Raw genomic sequence first — 20350 nt, 5'->3', positions numbered from 1 at the left:
TTAGACTTATTTATATAATCCTATCAGGATTTATTAGTCGGTGAAAAACCGGAGCAATACAAGGAGTTAAGTGATGAGAATTCTTAGAATTAATACTCGAACTCAGGAATACGCTTTTGAAGAGCTTGGTGAATATGCAGGCCTTGGTGGTCGCGCTCTTACTTCCCGCGTTGTAAACAAAGAAGTGCCTGCTGATTGTCATGCACTTTCTGCTGAAAACAAACTTGTTTTTGCATCCGGTGTTCTTGCCTGCACAAATGCTGCTAACTCTGGCCGTGTTTCCGTAGGCGCTAAATCTCCACTTACCGGTGGTATTAAAGAAAGTAACTCCGGTGGCCAGTTTGCCAACCAGATGGGCAAAATGGATCTTCAGGCAATTATCCTTGAAGACAAGCCTGAAGACGGTTCTGACTTTTCCAATATTTTTATTTCTAAAGACGAAGTAAAGTTCTCTCCTGCTAAAGAAATTGTTGGGATGCATAACTACCCTGCACAGGAAAAATTGCAGGAAGAGTTCGGTAAAAAAGCGGTCACCTGTCTTTGTGGTCCTGCGGGCGAACATTGCATGCAGGCTGCAACCATTCAGTTCTCCGACCCTGAAGGTCTTCCTACCCGTTCTGCAGGTCGTGGTGGTATGGGTGCTGTTCTTGGTTCCAAGAAAGTAAAATCCATCATCCTTGATCCAGAAGTTAAGGGTAAAGCTGTTATGGGCGACGAAGAAGGCTTTAAAGCTGCCCGTAAAGAGTGGACAGACATCCTTCGCAGTCACCCTGTAACCAGCGAAGGGCTTCCGGCATTCGGTACCGCAATCCTCGTTAACATTGTTAACGAAGCAGGCGCGTTGCCAACTAAAAACTTCCGTACCGGTCGTTTTGAGAATGCTGGCAAAATTTCCGGTGAAACTCTGGCTGAAACCATTACTAAACGTGAAGGTAAAGTTTCCCACGGTTGTCACACAGGTTGTATCATCCAGTGCTCACAGGTGTACAACGACAAGAACGGTAAAATGCTTACCACTGGTTTTGAATATGAAACCATCTGGGGATTCGGCGCACATCTTCTCATTGATGACCTTGATCTCATCGCCACTATGGACCGTACCTGTGATGAAATCGGTATGGACACCATCGAAATGGCCAGCTCCCTTGCAATGGCAATGGAAGGCGGCCTTATCGCATGGGGCGACGGCCCTGCCGCTCTTGAATACCTCAGAAAAGTCGGTACCGGCGATCCTGTAGGTCGTATTCTTGGTAACGGTGCAGGCTTTACCGCAGCAGCATTCGGCGTTGACCGTATCCCGACTGTTAAAAACCAGTCTATGCCGGCATATGACCCGCGTGCAGTAAAAGGTGTCGGTGTTACCTACGCAACGACTCCAATGGGTGCTGACCATACCGCTGGTTATGCTGTATGTCAGAACGTTCTGAAATGTGGTGGCGACATTGATGGTCACAGCAAAGAAGGTAACGTTGAAGTTTCCAAGAACCTTCAGATTGCAACCGCAGCTGTTGACTCCCTTGGCCTCTGCCTCTTCGTAGCGTTTGCTGTTCTCGATGACGAACGCGGTGTTCCTTGCATGGCGAAACTCGTTTCCGGTCTTCTCGGTTCCGAATACAGCGTTGATGACGTAGTAAATCTCGGTATCGGTGCACTTCAGGACGAGCTTGACTTTAACCGTCGCGCAGGATTTACCGAAAAAGACGATCAGCTTCCACGCTGGTTCACAGAAGAAGCTCTCCCGCCACATAACGTGAAATGGGACTTCACTGCAAAAGAACTTCAGGGCGCTAAAGTTTAGCAACAGCCTGATACACATTACAAGTACAAAACGCCGGAGGAAACTCCGGCGTTTTTTTGTGGAAAGCTAATGAGGCATAAGACATGAGCCTGCGTAGTCAACGAGTCTGACTTGCATATAAAAGCCTTTGGCGTTTCCTGAGAAACTGTCTCCCGGAAAGGGGCTTAGGCCGCCGGATGCAATAAAAGTAAAACAGTTGTGAACTACGAATGGTTGAACGACGTGCGCTTTTTGTCCGGATTAAGCGGAGGGTTTTCCGTCAGTTCAGCTATGACCTCTTTGAAATCTTTGAGCAGCAGGCTGAGCATATCCACGCTGGTGCCGTGCCGGACAACAATGCGTTGCACGACGATCTCTTCGCAGTTTGGCGGCAGGGTGTAGGTTGGTATAAGCCAGCCGCGTTCGCGCAACCCGTCTGAGAGCTGGTAGAGGCTGAAAGGTGGAGTTGCGTCATCTTTAAGTTTCCAGCAGATGAGCGGAAGTCCTTTGGAACTGTTGTTGATGAACTCGAATAAGTTGAATTGTTCGAGTCCGGCTGCAAAATATCGTGCGGCAGCAAAGGCGGCTTCCTGTACTTTTATGTAGCCCTCGTATCCGAGGCGGAGGAAGTTGTAGTATTGCGCGACAACCTCGCCACCGGGACGTGAGAAGTTAAGAGCGAAGGTTGGCATTTGTCCGCCAAGATAGTTGACGCGGAAAATAAGATCTTCCGGAAGATCTTTTTCTGTTGCCCATATCACCCAGCCGCAGCCGAGAGGTGCAAGCCCGTATTTGTGACCTGACGCGTTGATCGACTTGACGCGGGGGAGCCGGAAATCCCATTTGATTTCGGGATGCATGAACGGAGCAACAAAACCGCCGCTTGCAGCATCAACGTGCATAGGTATGTCGAGCCCTGTTTCTTGTTGAAGCTTGTCGAGGGCGGCGTGAACATCCGCAACAGGTTCATAGTGCCCTGTGAAGGTAGTGCCGAGGGTCTGTACGACCCCGATGGTGTTTTCATCACAGTGGGCGATTACGTCTTTCGGAGAGGACATGTATTTGCCTTTTTCCATGGGCAGTTCACGCAGTTCAATTTCCCAGTAGCGGGCAAACTTGTGCCAGCATACCTGAACAGGGCCGCAGACAAGGTTGGGTTTGTCGTACGGCTTTCCGGCGGCTATCCGGCGTGCCTTCCAATTCCATTTAAGCGCCATACCTCCAAGCATGGCAGCTTCGCTTGAGCCTGTAGTGGAGCAGCCGATTGCGGGCGGACAATCCGTTGCAGCATGGTTCGTACATTCTTTGGCATTCCAAAGGGTAGAGAGCATTGACACGCAGCGGGACTCAATTTCTGCCGTCTGCGGATATTCATCTTTGTCGATCATGTTTTTGTCGATACATTCTTCCATAAGTTCATGAACTTCCCGTTCAAGCCAAGTAGAACAGAATGTCGCCATGTTCTGACGTGAATTGCCGTCAAGGAGAAGCTCGTCGTGAATCATCTGGTACACAGCTTCCGCATTGCGCTCTTTGCGGGATATCCGATGCACGTTCAAGGGTTTTGCCATAGCTTCAGTGGTGAAGAGGTCATCAATAATAACTTTGTGATTATGAAGGGGCATATGTTCCTCTCTACGTTTTTGATTCTATTTGGGTAATGAATACAATAAAATAGTTACACAGAGAGAAAAGTATAAGTTGGACTGAAGCTACAAAAAAAACTGCACAATTGCGTGGGCAACGGTGCAGTTTATATCTTGGAGGCAGGCCTGGTTATGGTTCAATTGTTGTTCCTAGCAGGTCAAGGAAAGCCTTGATGAATGCCGGATGTGCAGGCCACGCAGGAGCAGTGACAATGTGTCCGCTGACACAGGCGTTTGAATACGTATCGTTGAATAATTCCAGTGTGCCGCCCGATTGTAAAATCTCTGGATTAACTGCTGGATACGGGCAACAGGCAACGCCTTTGAGGACTTTGGCAGCCACAAGAATCTGTGGGCCGTGACAGATGGCGCCAATTGGTTTTTTCGCTTCATGCATTGTCCGGACAATTGTCAGTACACGGGTATCAAGACGCAGGAATTCCGGAGCACGACCACCGGGAAGGATAAGCCCGTCGTAGTCGTCAACGTCAATAGTTTCAAAACTTGTATTCAAAAGGAAATTATGTCCGCGCTTTTCTGTGTAGGTCTGGTGTCCTTCGAAATCATGAATTGCAGTGGCAATGAATTCACCTGCGTTTTTATCCGGAGAAACCGTGTCTACAGAATGTCCCGCAAGTAGCAGCATCTGATAGGGCACCATCACTTCATAATCTTCTACAAAATCTCCAACGATCATAAGAATTCGTTTTGCTGGCATTTTTAGTCTCCTGATATAAATGCTTTTCCAATGGTATCTCGTACTAAGAATATATGAAATAACAATTATTTATAAGACATGATGCGGCGTGGCTGCAAAAAAGAAAGCCCTCTGTGTAACTGGGTATACAGAGGGCTTTACTGCTATCGCAACCGTCGGTTGCGCGCAGGTGAAATATACTGCTGCATATGTCCGCGCCATTACTGTTATATAATCAATCTGTAATAGCTTATTAGACCAGTTGGATATTCATCTGCGATGAAAGTGAGGGTGGTTGTAATGGTGTCGATTGTACCGGTTGTAATGGTTATGATGATATCTAGGTCGATAGTAATTATGATGATAGTAATTGTGATGATAGTAATTGTTGCGCCAGCCATATGGAGCATTTCGGTAATATGGAGAGTAGTTGTAGCCGCCGGAAACAGCAGCCGTGCACCCCAATGCTAAGGCAAGCAGCATGACGCAGCTAGCCCGTAATATGATTTTTCGAAGCATGTGTGTCTCTCCTTGGCAGCGCGTGTCTAACGTGCCGGTTTTAAGGCCGTGACTGCACTGCTGCTAAGTGTGTTCACATCATTGTAGCAGAGGGAGAGAGCTTAGTTTGAGTATTTTTGCTGTCTGTGAATCTGTAATATCCGTCTGGTGACGGGAAGTTTCGGGAATTGTTGCCGAATCTATACAGTAGTAAATTTGAGAGAATAAGGGCGGAAAAGGCATATGGGGAGACGGGCCTATGCAAAACTGCTGGGAACATGCCTAGGGGATATGCTGATCGTTATCCTAATTCCAGTAATTTCTGTACCAGATTTACTAGGAAGGAGGCTATGACTTGTACTGGCTGCCAGAAGTTGATGATGCCAAACCAATCTAATACCGCAAGCAGTATGATGCATACAGTCAATAAACCGATATTCCGAAGCATGTTTCTCTCCTTGACGGTTCGGTTGACAAAGAGTCAAAGCAGAGCGCTGTGACTGCGTTGCAGTAAGATTCTATCATGCCATAATAGCAGTATAAGACAGTTTTGTTTGAGTATTTTTATCGTCCGGAACATGTGTATCACGTTTTGTCCGGTAGTTTATAAAATGGCTGCAGAGTACCGGCGTCGTCAAACTCGAGAGGATGAGAGCATGGTAGGTGGATGGTTGCGCCAGCCATTGCAAGATCGTCGAGAACTGCTTCTGTCGCCCAGAAATGTTGCAAAGAGAGCGTGTTTGTGATGCGCACTGCCCGTATATGCTCTGGAGCTTTTGCCAGTGCTGCATCAATAACGGCCTTGTCTGTAGGGAGTGTTATTGGCAATCGTCCGCTTGCCCATACTCCGGTAGTGAGCGAGTTTGCATACGTTGCGGTGGGGTCTATGGAATCTGCAAGACGTTGCGGGATGAGATCAGCCATGCCGATGCCGTGCGCGTTGCCTTGTGATTGCGGGGTAAGGTTCAACACGACAAGTGTTTTGTATTCCGGCTTTCGCTCGCCAGCCATACGTCGCCATGTTCCGATAACGTTGGTATCCATGCCGGTTCCGCTGATATTCTTGCCCATTTCATCGATGATGAGAAGGTCAAGCGAATCAACAGGAATACGCGGCAGAAGAGCAGAGGACACAGACAACAGGGCAGAATCTGTTTTTACTATATCTTCCGGTGTGCAGAGCCGTATGCTGTGCAGTTGTTCTACAGCATTCTCTACTATAGCGAGACCTGCGAGCAGGGTAATATTTTCCAGTATACGCAGCGCAGCAGGTTTGATTACTTGTTCCAGCGGGAAGTTGTGCAGGTTGTCTGCCCCGCGAGGTTTGCCGAGTCCAATTGCGAGCATCTTGCACAGGCCGGATTCGACTTCTCCATGGAACAGCGTGTGCGGCTTTACACGGTTCATCACAAAAATATAGTCCGCTTCCAGTGCATCTTTTGCCACAAATACTTCTGCGCCTTCATTCAGCGTTCCAAGGCTGACTGTCTCTATAGATGAAACAATAGGGCACCCCGCTGACTCTTCTGTGATGCCGAGCTTGGCAAGAATAGCAGTCTGCCCTTCAGCGGTAGAACCGCCATGGGAACCCATTGAAGGTATGATGAAAGGACGCAGTCCCATGATTTTAAGGTTGCGTACAACAGCTTGCAGCAGCGGCACAATGCAGTCGATACCACGTGAGCCGACCGTAATGCCGATTCGTGCGTTTTGCTTTACTGACGAACTGTCAAAAGAAGCAAATACCGTATCTACGGTCTTTGCAATATCATCAAGTTGAGACGTCTCAAATGTTTGTTCGACGTCATAGAAGATAGGGTATGGCATGGTATTCCTGCTATGCAGCTTCTGTCAGTGCGGATTTTTCTATAGGTCATTCCTGTCGAACACGTTGGTATAGTTAAGCATACCTGTGAGAATAGCAAAAATGACAACGCCAATCCAGCAGTTCCGGCAGAACGTAAAGCAGCACCGTTATGCCGCGGAAAAGCAAGATGAAGTACCGGATGTGTGTGCTTCATGGTTTCATTATTTCAATGTGTTTACCTGAGCGTGCGGAGTTAATAGCCGTTGCGGTAATGTTATTAGTTTTAGCAGGTTTTAAATTAATAAGAGTGCCGATACCAACACCTGCGGGGTAAAATGTGCCGCCTGTGGTGGCAGTAGCAATAATGATACGGTTAATGCTCTGCGTCATAGCAGGAATGTTTATGGCTAAAAACGTGGCAAAGATGGTGAGAGAACAAATTTTATGTATGGTTCTCCTTCTTTTTTGTATTAAGTTAATAAAAACAAGCTTTTGTAGGTTTTTGCAAGAGTTTGGCAAGATTGTCAGCAATTTTGTTGTATTAGGTGTTGTTCATAATTATTAGATAGCTAGACATAGGGTGGCAGATGGTTTACTGAGCAGCTTCCTTTTTGTGGAAAGTTGATATTATTCAGACTGCCTTTTTATGGTGTTTTTTCTAAATGAAAGTAATGGTAGGAAATTGGTATGAAGAACTGTCCTCCTAGCCAGCTTGTTGCTGACCATTTGGAAGATCTTATTCTTTCAGGACAGCTGTTGCCAAGAGAGCGTCTTGGCGAAACAGACATGGCAGACAGATTTTCTGTTAAGCGCCACGTTATTCGTGACGCCTTCAAGGTTCTTGAGAGTAAAGGGCTTATTGAAACGAAGCGATACAAAGGTGCACGTGTTGTAAGTCTTTCTATGAAAGAGATCAGCGACGTGTTCGATATCCGTATTAATTTAGAAAGATTTGCCTACAGCCTTGCCCTGAATAATATGCGTGAAGAGGATTTTTCGGAGCTTGAAGCCATTGCCGCAAAATTTCTTGATAGCGTAGATACGGCAAATGTTGAAGAGTTGAGCCGGTTAAATACAGAATTTCATAATATTATATATAAGCGTGCGGACAATGCGGCATTGGTTGAAATCATCAATGATCTGCATGTTAAACTTTATATTACGCGTTATGCCGCATGGGATAAAAGAGAGTACATTCTCCAGTCCGGAGAAGAGCATTTAGAGTTTATTGAGGCAATGCGGAAAAAAGATATCGATGTGTTAAATGATCTTTCTCGCAGACATATTTACAATTCCAAGACTGCCTATGAAAAGCGCATCTCTAAAATTACTCCTCTTGCGTTATGTGAGAAAGAAGTTGGCTTAAAATAAAAAAGCTTGAATACGATTTTCAGAACGAGACAATGAATTGATATAGAAAAAGGCGACATCTGCATGATGCCGCCTTTTTGGTATTAATTCCATTTTACAACATTACTCTTTAAGAATTGCGTTCAGGCTAGGTGCTGGCTGGAAGGTAACAGTTTTTTGGCCGTTTACTGTTTCAACATTAAATTCTCCGAGCCCGCCCAAGTCGATTTTCTGTCCGTTTTTGAGGCCCATAACAATTGCAGCTTTCACTACATCAAAAGCAAGGTATGCTTCATATTCGTCGGCAAACTTGTCACCCATTGCTGTAGTTAGGTTGTTTACAACATTTTTTGTGTATCCAGTAATAGGGTCGTGTTTTACACGTTCGCGCACTGCTTCAATATCAGGCGCAACAACTTGGCAAGCTTTAGTTGAGCAGGACATACAAACGCCTGGATAGTCTTGGTTAGGCATGAAAAAAATCTCCTTTTTAAAGAAATGTTCTGAAACAGTACCACGGAGGAATTGTTCAGGTCTATTTGATAGCGTGTAGATTCTTTCAAGCAAGCAATGGGGCGCTGTTCATTCAAGATAACGGGCTAAAGAATCTGAGGCATCTTTTGTGTTCAAAAGTTAAGAAAGTGCCATTTTGTGAATGTATTTGACGCTGAAAAGCTAATTGATTAGGCCTCGAACGTTATATTGAGGAGAGACCTATGAAATTGGTACCATTGCATATTGAAATTACTGAGGAACATCCGGCTTATCGGTGGGCAAAATCTCAATCCGATTCAGTTAACGCCATTGGACACATTGGCACTCATTTAGATTGCTATACGACAGAACCAACTAAAGATACCTACGAAGTGGATGTAGTTGTTTTTGATTGTACCAAGGCGATGCCGACCGCGGCACAATTCGCGGAATCGGATTTGATTGGAAAAGCCGTAGTTTTTTATACATGCGTGCTGAACTCTGCAGGGTACGGAAGTGATGTTTATGGAAAAAGTGAAACATTTTTGACACAAAAGGCATTAGATGCCTTGCTCATAAGAAAACCGGCGTTTATATTGATTGACGGCTGTGGCATTGGTAACCATGGCGAAGAGCATCAACGTTTTGATAAGCAGTGTGAGAGACAAAACTGTTTTGTAATTGAAAACGTTCTGCTGTCAGAAGAAATTGTGAAGTCGTTGCGTCGTATTCGCATTGCTGTTGATCTTGAATCATCTTCAACAGGAAAATGCTGCCAAGTTTGGGGTGAGTGCACTTCCAAATAGGCATCGCTTCTAAAAGTAATGACCTTTCACTTGACCCGGATAACCCATTGCGATAAAAACCACTCCTCACATAAGCCAACATAGCTCAGTCGGTAGAGCAACTGATTCGTAATCAGTAGGTCGTCGGTTCAATTCCGATTGTTGGCTCCAGTAAATAAAGGCTCTTAGAAGGTTATTCTTCTGAGAGCCTTTTCTTTTTTTAAACTATTTCTAACCAAGGAGGGAGTTTCTAACTTTTGGTTAACCATTTGGTTAGAACAAGTAATACCAAGAAAAAGCCCTTCGGAGAAATCCGAGGGGCTTTTTCTACTGCTGGTCGGCAGTAGCATACTCACTGGACTCTATATATTTTTTTATGCTGTCATGCCTGTAATAGATCCGGTTAGAACTCTTTACATACTTTGGCCACGTCCTTGGCATCGCCAGACGTTTAGGGTGGCTGCGGGGATACCTGTAACTTGGCTGGCTTCTTCCACTGATACGCTAATTTTGTTTACAGGTAGAATGTTAATAGGTGGCATTTCGTGATGTGTCTGCATGTTGTTTCCTTGTATTTTTAATCCAAATCGAAAGTTTCAGGGAAAATCTTGTCTACTTCGTCTGTCAGATCAGAGAAGTGGCTGACTTCGGATATGTGTATGTAAAACAAGCTGCTAATGGAGGAGTTAAGGTCGTTCATTGCTTCCTTAACTTTATCTGTGAGGTAGCTGTATGCTCCGTCCATTTTTTCGAAGAGAGTTTCAAGCGTACGGTGTGCGTTTAAGTAATTTTGAGCAGTGTTCCGGCGCATAGCGTCTATGCTTACGGTTATGGTATTTGTTGCCATGTCTTTTACCCCTTCGGCATACAGCGGGTACACCATAAGCCGTAGTTGTTGGTGTGTGGTTCGCCTTTGCAGATCAGGTGACCGCAGCAGTCGCAGTGGCCGATAACTGGTTTTCCTGCAATAGCGGCCACCTCGAGGTAGTAGGGTGAATTGTCACGAACCAGTAATGGACGATTGTAGCTTACTTATCCCATTCTTTTCGTTTGTCGTAACGAACCATTCAAGAACTCCCCAAAGTTCTTTGGGAAGTCGTTCTGATGGTGGTGCTTCGTTGCAATGATCTGTTGAGTGAAGTTAGGCAAATAGAAATTTTGGCGATCTAGTACATAGATATCGAGGAGTTGAACCCGGTAGCCGTCCAAATGTGGTACACAAGGTGGCACATTATAATCTCATTATTTTTTTAAACTATTAAAATCCAAATGGTTATGTTTCGATTCGAATCCCTCCTTCTCCGCCATGAGAATTAAGCCCTTACAGTGACGACTGTGAGGGCTTTTTTTGTGTTCAACGAACAGCGGTAAGGAATTTATCCAATTTGCTATTAAGGAGAATGGGGAAATTTTCGTTAACATGATCGTTTAAAGTAAGATTTTTCATTATGGAATAGGTATTTAGCTGGGAGTTCTCCCTATACAACATATTACTACTTCAATTTCTTTTCTTATAAAGACTCGCAAATTACATAGGTTGCCGAAAAAGTATTATGAACTTTCTATAACTGTTTAGTTTGAATTGTTAATGTGTTTTTCGAGTCTGATTTTTAAAATTAGTTCACCTTACATTTTATTACAACATTAATTGCCTATTGATCTAGATGAAGAACTGTAAAGTATCTCATCCGTGTAACAGTATTGCAATGCATTTTTATTTTCTGTTATGAACATAACATGAAGAAATAATAATTTTTTTAATGATAAAAATTTCATTTGCGCATATAGCGCAGCTAAAGTTTTCGTTAATAAAAAAATAAGAATGAAAAAATATGCACAAACTTGCTACTGCTCTACTTTTATTATGCAACGTATCGCTTTTGTTGATGGGTCAACCTCTTGATGGGTATTCAAGTACGGAAGAATCTATATTTAGAAACGATGCTGTATTACAACAACAAGAAGAACAACGAAGGAAAGAACTACAGAAAAAACACAAAGAGCAGTACGAAAAATCTCTTGGTGATGAAGAGTACTTGCTACCCAAAAGCCCTGAAGAGGCAGATCAAAAAATATGTGTTTCAATAAAGACCATATCACTGACTGGGTGCACGTTACTTGATGAAGATGAGTATAGTGAAATTATAGCACGCTATAGCTCCAAGTGCTTGCGCCTTGCTGATATTAAGGAGCTTATACGCGAGCTAACAAACCTCTACATCGCAAAAGGATACATAACTTCACGTATTTTTGTCCCACAACAAGATATGGGTTCTGGCGTGTTGAAGTTAGTTGTTGTTGAAGGAGAGGTAACGTCTTTTAAATTTAATCCGCCAGCAGAAAATGGAGAAAGGCAACTCTATTGTGCTTTCCCAGATCTTAATGGTCGTAAGCTTAATATTCGAGATATTGAGCAGGGACTTGATCAGCTTAATAAGTTGCCTTCAAATAATGCTAAAATACGCCTTGAGCCTGGTGAAAAAGTTGGCACAACATGTGTGGTTATTGACAATCAGCCGACGCGTACCTGGCGTCCCGCTTTCGGTGTAGACAACTCCGGTCAAGAGCTTACGGGCACGACACAATTTTTGTCTTCTTTTGAAAAAGACAACTTGTTCGACCTAAATGATCTTCTTTCTATTTCGTTTAGTGGTGATGCTGAAAATCTATTTAATTATGAAGGATTGAGGAGTTATAGTCTGCAATCTTTCTATACGATGGGGTATGGGTATTGGTCTTTTTCGGGAACCTTTGGTGTATTTAAATATAACAGCCTCATCGGTGATGGAAATATGCAATTGCGTAACACAGGTGAAACCTTGACAGGTGGAGCCTCGTTAGAGCGTGTTGTGTATCGAAGTGCTAATAGCAAATTTACTCTTGGAACATCCTTTTTAAGTCGTTGTATACGCACCTACCTTGACGACACAAAATTACTTGCAAGCAGCTATCAACTTACAGATCTTTCGATGTACGGCAGTGGTGTTGTCCGTGTATTAGGCACCGCCATATCCATTCGTGGTGAGTACACTAAGGGACTGCCAATATTTGGCGTTCAGCCAACGGATTCTGAGTTTTCTTTGGCGTCACCTCAGACAACATTTGATAAAGCCACATTGAATCTTAGTGTAATGCGCCCGTTTACGATTTATTCAAACCAGTTCGTATTTTCATCTATTTTTTCCACCCAATGGTCTCCAGATACTCTCTACTCTGCGGAACAGTTCAGCATAGGGAGTAGGTATACGGTGCGTGGATTTCATGAGGACAATATTTATGGAAGTACCGGGGGATATGTAAGGAATGATTTGGCATTGATCATTCCTATGGAAGATATGTGGGGGTTGGCGAAGTCTATTGAAATATTTGCTGGGTATGATGCTGGATGTGTATTGGAGGATCAGCATGATGCCTATAACGGGGGGACACTGCAAGGTGCAGTATTGGGAATACGCACCGGTGGCGGACGTTTGGCGGCAGAAATTGTTTTCGCAAAGCCATTAGATGCGCCTGATTATCTTTTGAAAAATGATTTTGAAATATATTCCTCTGTAAAGCTAACGTTTTAAGGTGTCACCATGAGTTCTCTTTATCACAAAATTTTATGTTCAGTACTATGTTTTCTGATGACTTTTTCGCCTGCACTTGTTCATGCACAAGGAATCATTGTTGATACTGGTGCGAAGGCAAAACATCAGGCACAGCTAGATGCGGCACGAAATGGTGTTCCTATAGTGAACATCCCTGCTCCTAATCGACACGGCATCTCGCATAGTAAGTACACTGAGTTCAATGTATCAAATCGTGGCGTAATTATTAACAACAGCAATGCGATTGGTAGATCTCAACTTGGCGGCGTTATTGGTGCGAACCCGTTATTACATTCTGGATCAGCAGCTAAAATTGTTAACGAAGTAACCGGAACAAACCGTTCTTTATTGAATGGATATATTGAGGTTTTCGGAAAACGTGCGGATTATATCTTAGCCAACCCTAACGGCATTACTGTTAATGGCGGTGGATTTATTAATATCCCTAAAGCGATGCTCACAACAGGGGTTCCACGTTGGGATGAACATGAAAATCTTCTTGGTTTGGATGTTGATAAGGGTGATATTGAAATCAGTGGTGCGGGACTAAATGCTCGCAATATTGATGCATTTTCTATGGTTACCCGTGTGGCTAAGATTAATGCTGGTATTTACGCCAAAGATCTCACCGTAACTACAGGAACAGGCCAATATGACTATTTATCCGGTAGGATGGCTTCTTCTGAAGCTAGCGGAAGTAAGCCAGCCGTTTCAATCGACTCAACAGCTCTTGGCGGTATGTATGCTGACCGTATTCGTCTTGTAGGAACAGAAAAAGGGGTTGGTGTTAACCTTGAAGGGTTGACGCAGTCTACTGATCATTTGGAAATTAGTTCAGCCGGCAAGATTCAACTACGCAATAATATAGTAGCGCAAAATGAATTAATCGCTTCCGGGGATTCTATAGTTATTTCTGGTGCCGTTAATTCGTCGGGCGCAATTAAACTTGATGCAAATAATGCAATAACAATAGAGCGTAAAACGGATAATTCTGACCCTCTCGTAGCGGGAAATAACATTGCTTTTTCTGCAAGTGATGTGGCCGTAAATGGAGGCGTTTCTGCTGGATCTGAGCTAGGGGTTACAGCTCGTAATCATATTGAGATTTCAGACAAGTTGTCTTCTGAGGACAAGCTAACTCTTAAAGGCAAAAGCATAAGAGTAGATAGCTCTGTTACTGCGGGTAAGGTTCTACGCATTGAAGGTCAGGAGGGTGTGCATAGCACTGGCGATATCGCTTCTGGTGGGTCAATGACCGTTACCGCAGGGGTAGCTACTTTAGAAGGCGATATCACAGCAAACGGTTCTATAGAGATTGAAAGCACAGGTAAGTTGGCGACCTCTGGCACAATGTCATCTTTAGCTCAGACGACTTTACAGGGACAAGATATAGAGGTGGCTGGTGATATTACCACTGGTAGTGACTTAACAATCTCTGCAAGTCAGGTTGCTGTTATATCAAATGCCATATCGTCGCAGGGTAATATTGCTCTGTCTGCTGATAATCTTAAGGTGCTGCAGTCCGCTATTGCTGGTGGCGATTTCCGCGCTGTAGTCGGTCATGGGCTTATCACAAGCGGAGTATTGTCTGCCGGGCAAGAATTGGCATTCCAAGCTGGCTCCATGGATATTGCAGAAAAAGTACTCTCCACGGATGCAATGCATTTACGTGCAGATGACAGCATTACTACGAGAGCTCTCCTTTCCTCTGGAAAAGACTTTGTTCTTAACGCAGGCCAACTGCAACTCCATGAAGGTATTACTTCCGGAGGTGATCTGTCTTTGGACGTAGGGGGGAACTGGACTTCTTCAAACGATATTTCATCAATTGGCTCAGTTTACCTTAAAGCAAGCGGAATAGATCTTTCAGGCCATGTCATAGCAGGAAATAACCTTTCTATTGCAGGCACAGGGGATGTCTCTGCCAAAGGACAATTCTCTGCAGGAAATCTTCTGCGAGTTTCTGGGAATAACGTAGCTGCGTCAGGTTTACTGGTGTCCAATGATCGTGTTGAAGTGGCAGCAAATGATAAGATTGAACTCACAGCAGAGACAGGAAGAATCTCAGCAGTCATTGATGCCCCGACAATTGAACTCGATGCCTCAAAAATTAGCAACTCCGCAACCGTATCCGCTGGTACAGATCTTAATTTGCATGCCACTGATTCTGTAACCAATACAGGGGTATTGGCTTCGGCTGGCAATATCCATGCTAGCATTAAAGGCCAGTTTACCAATGACAAAGGGGCGGTCATATCGAAAGGGGATATTACCCTTGAAGGTGAAGCTGCTGGTGAGAGTATGGCGTCCTTTACTAATGCCTCTGGTCAAATAGAGTCATATGGTGGTTCTATTACCATTTCTGCAGACGAATTTATTAACTACAACAGTGAATATTCTGTAGTCGCTGGACGTGAGAGTGTTTTTCGAGGTGCATATTGTAGCACTGGGAATACACGAGATAACTGTGAAGACTTTTTTACATCTTTAACAGGAGATCCTTTTAGTTACTCTAGGCGTCGTACCTGGGCAGTTGACAATGCTATGCTACGGGCTCTTGGTCTGAATACAGCAGAAAGAACGTTTTCACGATCAGAAGTTCAAGCGGCAATTAATAAATCAAGAGAGGAACTTCTTGTTAAACCGGACCCAACTCGAGAAAGTTATGTTAATTCTGCGCAAGGACATTTGAATAGTGGCCATGAGTATGCGGTAAGGTCTCCACGATATTCAGTTTTGGTTAAAGCTGTTACAGTAGAAGATAGTGCAGAAAATATAGATAAAATGGCTACTATTACAGCCAAAGATGATTTGTATATTTCCAGTACTAACTTTAGAAATACTGGTAGCGCATTAACATCAATTCTTGGTGATATAACAGTAGACACTACAAACTTTGTTAACGAAGAAAATGCGGCCTATTCTCACAGCTCTGTTATATGGGGAATCGGTAAATATAATGAACACCGTAGTCCTCGGTATGAGAATCACGGAAGTGGTGTTGAGAAAAAAGATATTAAGATTGCAGGCTCCGGCGGAACAATAGTTGCCGGAGGAGATGTTGTAATTACTGCAACACATGCAACGAATGGTATAGAATCCTACACTACAGGCGGACAAGGCACGTATCCAGAAAGTACTATGGCATCGGTGCTTTCCCCCCTTGCTGGTGAAACTCCCGTCGCTCCAGTCGACGATAGTCATTTTTCAAAAGTGGAAGTTCCTTTGCTTCCGGAACACCTTAGCCAATTATACATAATCAATAAAACTCCAGGTCACCGCTATAGGGTGGAGACTAATCCTGTATTACTTAGCATGTCTGAGTTTCTTGGATCAGACTATTTCTTTAAGCGTGCCGGTTTTACCATGGACGAAACAGAGCAGGTTCTCGGTGATGCTGGCTATGAAACCAAATTAGTCCAAGAACAGATTTACAAGCTTACAGGTGGTAGATTCTTAGATTCCGGCGTTACGTCTGACGCAGATCAAATGCAGATCTTAATGGACAATGCGCTAGCGGAAAAAGATTCTCTCTCATTAAGTGTAGGCGTGGCCCTTACGGAAGACCAGATAGCTTCACTGCATAATGATATTCTCTGGATGGAGAAAAAAACAGTTGCAGGAGAAGAAGTCTTTGTTCCTGTTGTGTATCTGGCTTCAAACAGCCTTGATAAACTAGCCACAGACGGTGCTGTTATTGTTGGCAAAAGTGTTAAGGTTGTTGCTGACGATGTGAAGAATAGTGGAGCAATAGTCGCCAAAGAAGACGTGACAATTACCACAGAAGAGTTTTTGAACTCTGGTGGCACGGTTTCTGGTGCTACAAGCGTAGCCGTTACAGCAACGGGTGATATTACAAACAGAAGTGGTGTAATAGAAGGGGGGAATGTCTCACTTACTGCAGAGGGAGATATTGTCTCAGATAAGTATGTTAAGACGCATAATGCCGGAGGCAGTGTTGTACAAACTTCTGGAGCACGCGGCGCAATACGCGCAACTGGTGATCTGCAATTAACGGCTGGTAACGATGTTGTCTTAAGTGGGACAGATGTTGTTTCAGGTGGAAACACTTCTATTTCTGCAGTGCGTGATGTGGCGATAGTAGGCAAAGAAACTACTGCAAGTTCACACATTGACCGTGGAAAGAAAAATAGATCATGGAGTAAAGACTCTCATTTTGACGAAAGCGTTGTTGCTGCTGGAGAAAATATAGAAATATCCGCCGGACGGGATGTGGCAATGCAGGCAAGCCTTGCAGCCTCCGGTGCTGACACCTCCATTACGGCTGGTGAACACGTAAACATTACCTCAGCTGCTGAGCACAACGAGTTTTATTACTATAGTAAGTCCAAAGGCAGTGGGGTGTTTGGCAAGAAAAAGGTCAGCTCAGGGCATGAACTTAATATTCGTAACAAGGGCTCAAAGATTTCAGGCGGCGGTAATGTAAAGATTCTTGCTGGATCTGCCGGTGAAGGAGATTTAGCTGTTATTGGTAGTGACATCAATGCGGACGGCAATCTGGCGCTAGAGTCGAGCGGCAAGATTAGCGTTGCTTCAGCACAAGATGTTCATGAATCATCACGGTACCATAGCAGTAAGGGGTTTTTAGGGGCAAAGCTAAAAAGCGGCGACTATACTAGCTCTACGCAGGTTGCCAGCAATCTGAGTTCTGGGGGAACGTTCTCTGCGACAGCAGAAGATGACGTAAGGTTGTCTGCAAGCAATATTTTTTCTGATGGGGAGCTTTCGTTAACAAGCAATCAGGGGGACATAAACATTGTTGCTGCGCAAAATGAATATACCTCCCGTAATAAAAAGGAAAAATCAGGCTTTTCGTTAGGATTTGATTCAGGTTGGCTGACCTATGCTGAAAGCAGTGTAGGTAAAGGTTCAGCTAAGCACTCCACGAGCGTTGGTTCCAGCGTCATTTCAAATGAGAACATTACTATCGCAGCTCATAATGATGCGGTAGTAATAGGCTCTGAACTCATGGCAAATGAAGACCTGAAGATAACTGCTGGGCGTGATGTAAATATTCTTTCCGGTCGAAGTGAGGAAGAATCAACCCAATCGACTAAGAAAAGCGTTGCAGGTTTTGGGTTTAATTTTTCCGAAGATGAAATTAGTTTGTCGAGTGGTATTAAGATAACAGAACAAAAAGAAGAGTTCTCTGGTCTTTATAACGCACAGTCAAACCTTGCAGCTAATAAGAATGTAACAATTTCATCTGGAAGAAATGTAACCCAAATCTCATCAAATATAGCATCTGGTGAGAATGTTACAATCAGCGCGGGTGAAGATATTAGTATAGAAGCTGCGCATGATGTAGAAAAAATAGATTCTTATGTTCGTGATATTGAGGTCGGAGCAAAGCTAGCTGCAAAGCAAAGTGTAACTAGAGTAGCGCGTACTCTTGCAGACCTTCCTAATGCTCTACAGGCAGGTAAAGGCAATGCCGCAGCAGAAGCCGTTACAGCTGCAAGTGCCGCAATGGAGGCTTATTCAGCTCTTAGCTCTGCTATGACCAATACAGCCTCTATTTCGGCCACAGCGGGTGCCACTTATTCAGAAGCAAAACAGGAAAACACTTCAAAAGTTGCAATAGCATCAAGCATTAACTCAGGTAATAACATTAGTCTGACGGCTAATGATGATTTGTCTATTACCGGAGCCCAAATTCATGCCGCAAATGATGTCTCATTAACTGCCGGAGACGATGTTTTCGTTTCGTCAACAGAGAATACATATACTTCTTCTTTCAGCACATCCTTTGCCGATGCACGTGGAGGCATCGGTGCCAGTGTCGGTGCCGGTGGCGCTTCTATTGGTGTTACAGGTTCTGCTGCTGTTTCCCTTTCTGAAGGAAAAGGCAAAGTTGTTACTCCCGTGAATACTGGTGTAACGGCAGGTCAATCCCTTTCAGTAACTTCCGAAAAAGATACTACAATTCAAGGCGCGAATCTGAAAGGTTCAACTGTCGATATGAATGTCGGCGAAAACCTGACTGTACGTAGCGTCCAAGGAAAAACTAGTTCTAAGGGGTCGCAGCTTAGTGTCGGTGGTTCAGTCACCGTTGGCTATGGTGTGAGTGTCAGTGTTAATGCCGGTGTAGGAAGTAACAGTTCAAAATCAAAATGGGTAGACACTCAAACATCTATTGTCGGTGAAAAGAAAGTAGATATTTATACAGGGAAAAATACCCATGTTGAAGGTGCGGTTATTGCTGCTGAAAACGATAACCTAACGCTAAACACGGAAACACTTACTTTCGCTGACATAAAAGATTCCGATAAAGGGAAAGGCTTCAATGCAAATGTAAGTGCATCCACATCTTTTACTCCGAAAGCTGCTGATGCGAACGAGGCATCTACAAATCCGCAAGACCCCAACAATATCATTGATACAGCAACCATTTCCGGTGGCTATTCTTCGCACGATAAACGTCAGATTAACCGCGCAACAATTGGTGCGGGCACAATCATCATTCGCTCTGATCCCAATGCATCGCTTGATGGCTTAAATCGAAATTTAGCAAAAGCACAGGAGCTTACTAAGAACAGTGAAACTGTCGTTAAGGTCTACATTGATAGTGCGACGATTGCAGATATTGCAAGTGGCGGTAAGGAACTTACAAATAAAATTAAAAATCTGCATACAAAAATAACTGACTGCATAGCGGACTTAAAGGGTAAGGAAACTCTAACTCCCCAAGAACTTGAAGACTTTAAAGAAAAAGTTTCTAAGGATGCTGCTGAGATACTTGCAGTAAATAAAGGAGTAAACTCAGAGGAAGCTCGTAAGTCACTTTCAGATGCAGTTGGTGAAGAATATACAAAACTGCGAGATGAGGGGAAAAGCAATTCAGAAGCACTAGGCATAATCGGTTCACAGCTTAGCAGATTGAGTGATGTCGCAGATATAGTTGCTAAAGATGGCTTTGTGCTAACGTATACCGATGGCAAGCCTTACTTAGAGAATATAAAGAACCTACTAGCTGTTGTGGGAGTGGACGATGCTGTCCTGTTGGCAGGCGTAACATTGTTCACTGCAGGTACACTAAAAGTTATCAGTGAAAAATATCCTGAGGTTGCTGATGAATTGTCTAGAGGACTTGATGATGCTTGCAACCTAGCTGTGACAATGGGCGAAGCCGGTGCCGTAGCCTTAATTTCTACGTTTGTGAAGTTGTCTCCTATCTTTGCTGCCCAAAAGGGGCTGGCTGTATTGGAAACTGACTCTGGGGATGAAAAACTTTTTTACGTCGGCAATGCAAGAAGAGATCCAGTTACTGGTAAGTTGGAATACATTGAAGATAGAGGGACAGGGGAGTATTATAGAGTTGGCCAAAACGAAGACGGGACATCAGTTGTAAGTACGGGCGCACGTTACATCGAGACTGCCAACGGAATGGAGCCGGTTCCTGGATACTCCGGTAATGATGTGCCATCGTTACCTTCCGAGCATGACAATACTCCCCCTAGTGTTGATACTGGCACAGACGGTTACTCAGCAGAAGGTGGTGTTGACACTGGCCCATTAGTTACTCCAGATAATGGTTCAAGCTCTCCAATCGTCCACACCACTCCAGATCAAAGCGGTGAGATTGATGTTACAGCGCCAATGTTGGCAAAATTTACGAAGGGTTCAAATGATCGACCATATGGTCAAGAGCTACCTGTAACCTATGATCCACAGAAAGAAATTTGGACGACACCTGCTGGGTTAA

The 20350-nt window shown here is 44.1% G+C and carries 14 protein-coding genes and 1 tRNA gene; 6 read left to right on the top strand and 9 right to left on the bottom strand.

From position 1 onward, the window contains the following. Positions 1-73: 73 nt before the first annotated feature. Positions 74-1798 carry an aldehyde ferredoxin oxidoreductase family protein gene (locus F461_RS0101545; protein ID WP_019999400.1) on the top strand — a complete coding sequence of 575 codons (1725 nt, stop codon included), beginning with the start codon at positions 74-76 and terminating at the stop codon, positions 1796-1798. A 203-nt stretch (positions 1799-2001) separates the two neighbouring features. On the opposite strand, the gene gad is transcribed toward F461_RS0101545, so the two are convergent. From gad to F461_RS0101520, 6 genes are all read right to left on the bottom strand, one after another. Further along, complete coding sequence (gene gad, locus F461_RS0101540; protein WP_019999399.1) at positions 2002-3402, bottom strand: glutamate decarboxylase; 1401 nt, start codon at positions 3400-3402, stop codon at positions 2002-2004. A gap of 151 nt (positions 3403-3553) precedes the next feature. After that, entirely contained in the window at positions 3554-4141 is a 588-nt protein-coding gene (locus tag F461_RS0101535) for a DJ-1/PfpI family protein (protein WP_019999398.1), read from the bottom strand. Positions 4142-4347: 206 nt separating this feature from the next. Next, positions 4348-4521 (bottom strand): hypothetical protein, encoded by a 174-nt coding sequence (locus F461_RS19140; protein ID WP_155881374.1) that lies wholly within the window; start codon positions 4519-4521, stop codon positions 4348-4350. Between the two features lie 398 nt (positions 4522-4919). Continuing rightward, positions 4920-5066 (bottom strand): hypothetical protein, encoded by a 147-nt coding sequence (locus F461_RS19135; RefSeq protein ID WP_019999397.1) that lies wholly within the window; start codon positions 5064-5066, stop codon positions 4920-4922. Between the two features lie 137 nt (positions 5067-5203). After that, positions 5204-6445, bottom strand: coding sequence for a nickel pincer cofactor-dependent isomerase, group 22 (locus F461_RS16770; protein ID WP_019999396.1), 1242 nt, complete (start codon positions 6443-6445; stop codon positions 5204-5206). Between the two features lie 190 nt (positions 6446-6635). Continuing rightward, positions 6636-6815 carry a TAXI family TRAP transporter solute-binding subunit gene (locus F461_RS0101520; RefSeq protein WP_019999395.1) on the bottom strand — a complete coding sequence of 60 codons (180 nt, stop codon included), beginning with the start codon at positions 6813-6815 and terminating at the stop codon, positions 6636-6638. Positions 6816-7112: 297 nt separating this feature from the next. Here F461_RS0101520 and F461_RS0101510 point away from each other — a divergent pair, with 297 nt between their 5' ends. Then, positions 7113-7796 (top strand): GntR family transcriptional regulator, encoded by a 684-nt coding sequence (locus F461_RS0101510; RefSeq protein WP_019999393.1) that lies wholly within the window; start codon positions 7113-7115, stop codon positions 7794-7796. Between the two features lie 102 nt (positions 7797-7898). On the opposite strand, the gene F461_RS0101505 is transcribed toward F461_RS0101510, so the two are convergent. Next, on the bottom strand, positions 7899-8249 hold the full coding sequence (locus F461_RS0101505; protein ID WP_019999392.1) for a hypothetical protein: 351 nt from the start codon (positions 8247-8249) through the stop codon (positions 7899-7901). Positions 8250-8491: 242 nt separating this feature from the next. Here F461_RS0101505 and F461_RS0101500 point away from each other — a divergent pair, with 242 nt between their 5' ends. Both F461_RS0101500 and F461_RS0101495 read left to right on the top strand, forming a co-directional pair. Next, on the top strand, positions 8492-9055 hold the full coding sequence (locus F461_RS0101500) for a hypothetical protein (RefSeq protein WP_019999391.1): 564 nt from the start codon (positions 8492-8494) through the stop codon (positions 9053-9055). Positions 9056-9129: 74 nt separating this feature from the next. Further along, positions 9130-9205: transfer RNA gene (locus F461_RS0101495), tRNA-Thr, on the top strand. Positions 9206-9447: 242 nt separating this feature from the next. Here F461_RS0101495 and F461_RS19130 read toward each other — a convergent pair. Then, positions 9448-9594: a hypothetical protein gene (locus F461_RS19130; protein WP_155881372.1), complete on the bottom strand. Its 147-nt coding sequence runs from the start codon at positions 9592-9594 to the stop codon at positions 9448-9450. A 17-nt stretch (positions 9595-9611) separates the two neighbouring features. Continuing rightward, on the bottom strand, positions 9612-9881 hold the full coding sequence (locus F461_RS0101485; RefSeq protein WP_026364557.1) for a hypothetical protein: 270 nt from the start codon (positions 9879-9881) through the stop codon (positions 9612-9614). A 985-nt stretch (positions 9882-10866) separates the two neighbouring features. Here F461_RS0101485 and F461_RS0101480 point away from each other — a divergent pair. Further along, on the top strand, positions 10867-12603 hold the full coding sequence (locus tag F461_RS0101480) for a ShlB/FhaC/HecB family hemolysin secretion/activation protein (RefSeq protein ID WP_019999389.1): 1737 nt from the start codon (positions 10867-10869) through the stop codon (positions 12601-12603). Positions 12604-12612: 9 nt separating this feature from the next. Next, positions 12613-20350, top strand: a 7738-nt coding sequence (locus tag F461_RS0101475) for a hemagglutinin repeat-containing protein (RefSeq protein ID WP_019999388.1), incomplete at its 3' end; no start/stop codon positions are given.

It is taken from the genome of Halodesulfovibrio aestuarii DSM 17919 = ATCC 29578 (assembly GCF_000384815.1).
Classification (GTDB): Bacteria; Desulfobacterota; Desulfovibrionia; order Desulfovibrionales; family Desulfovibrionaceae; genus Halodesulfovibrio; species Halodesulfovibrio aestuarii.
This window is presented reverse-complemented; position numbering and strand designations above follow the sequence as displayed.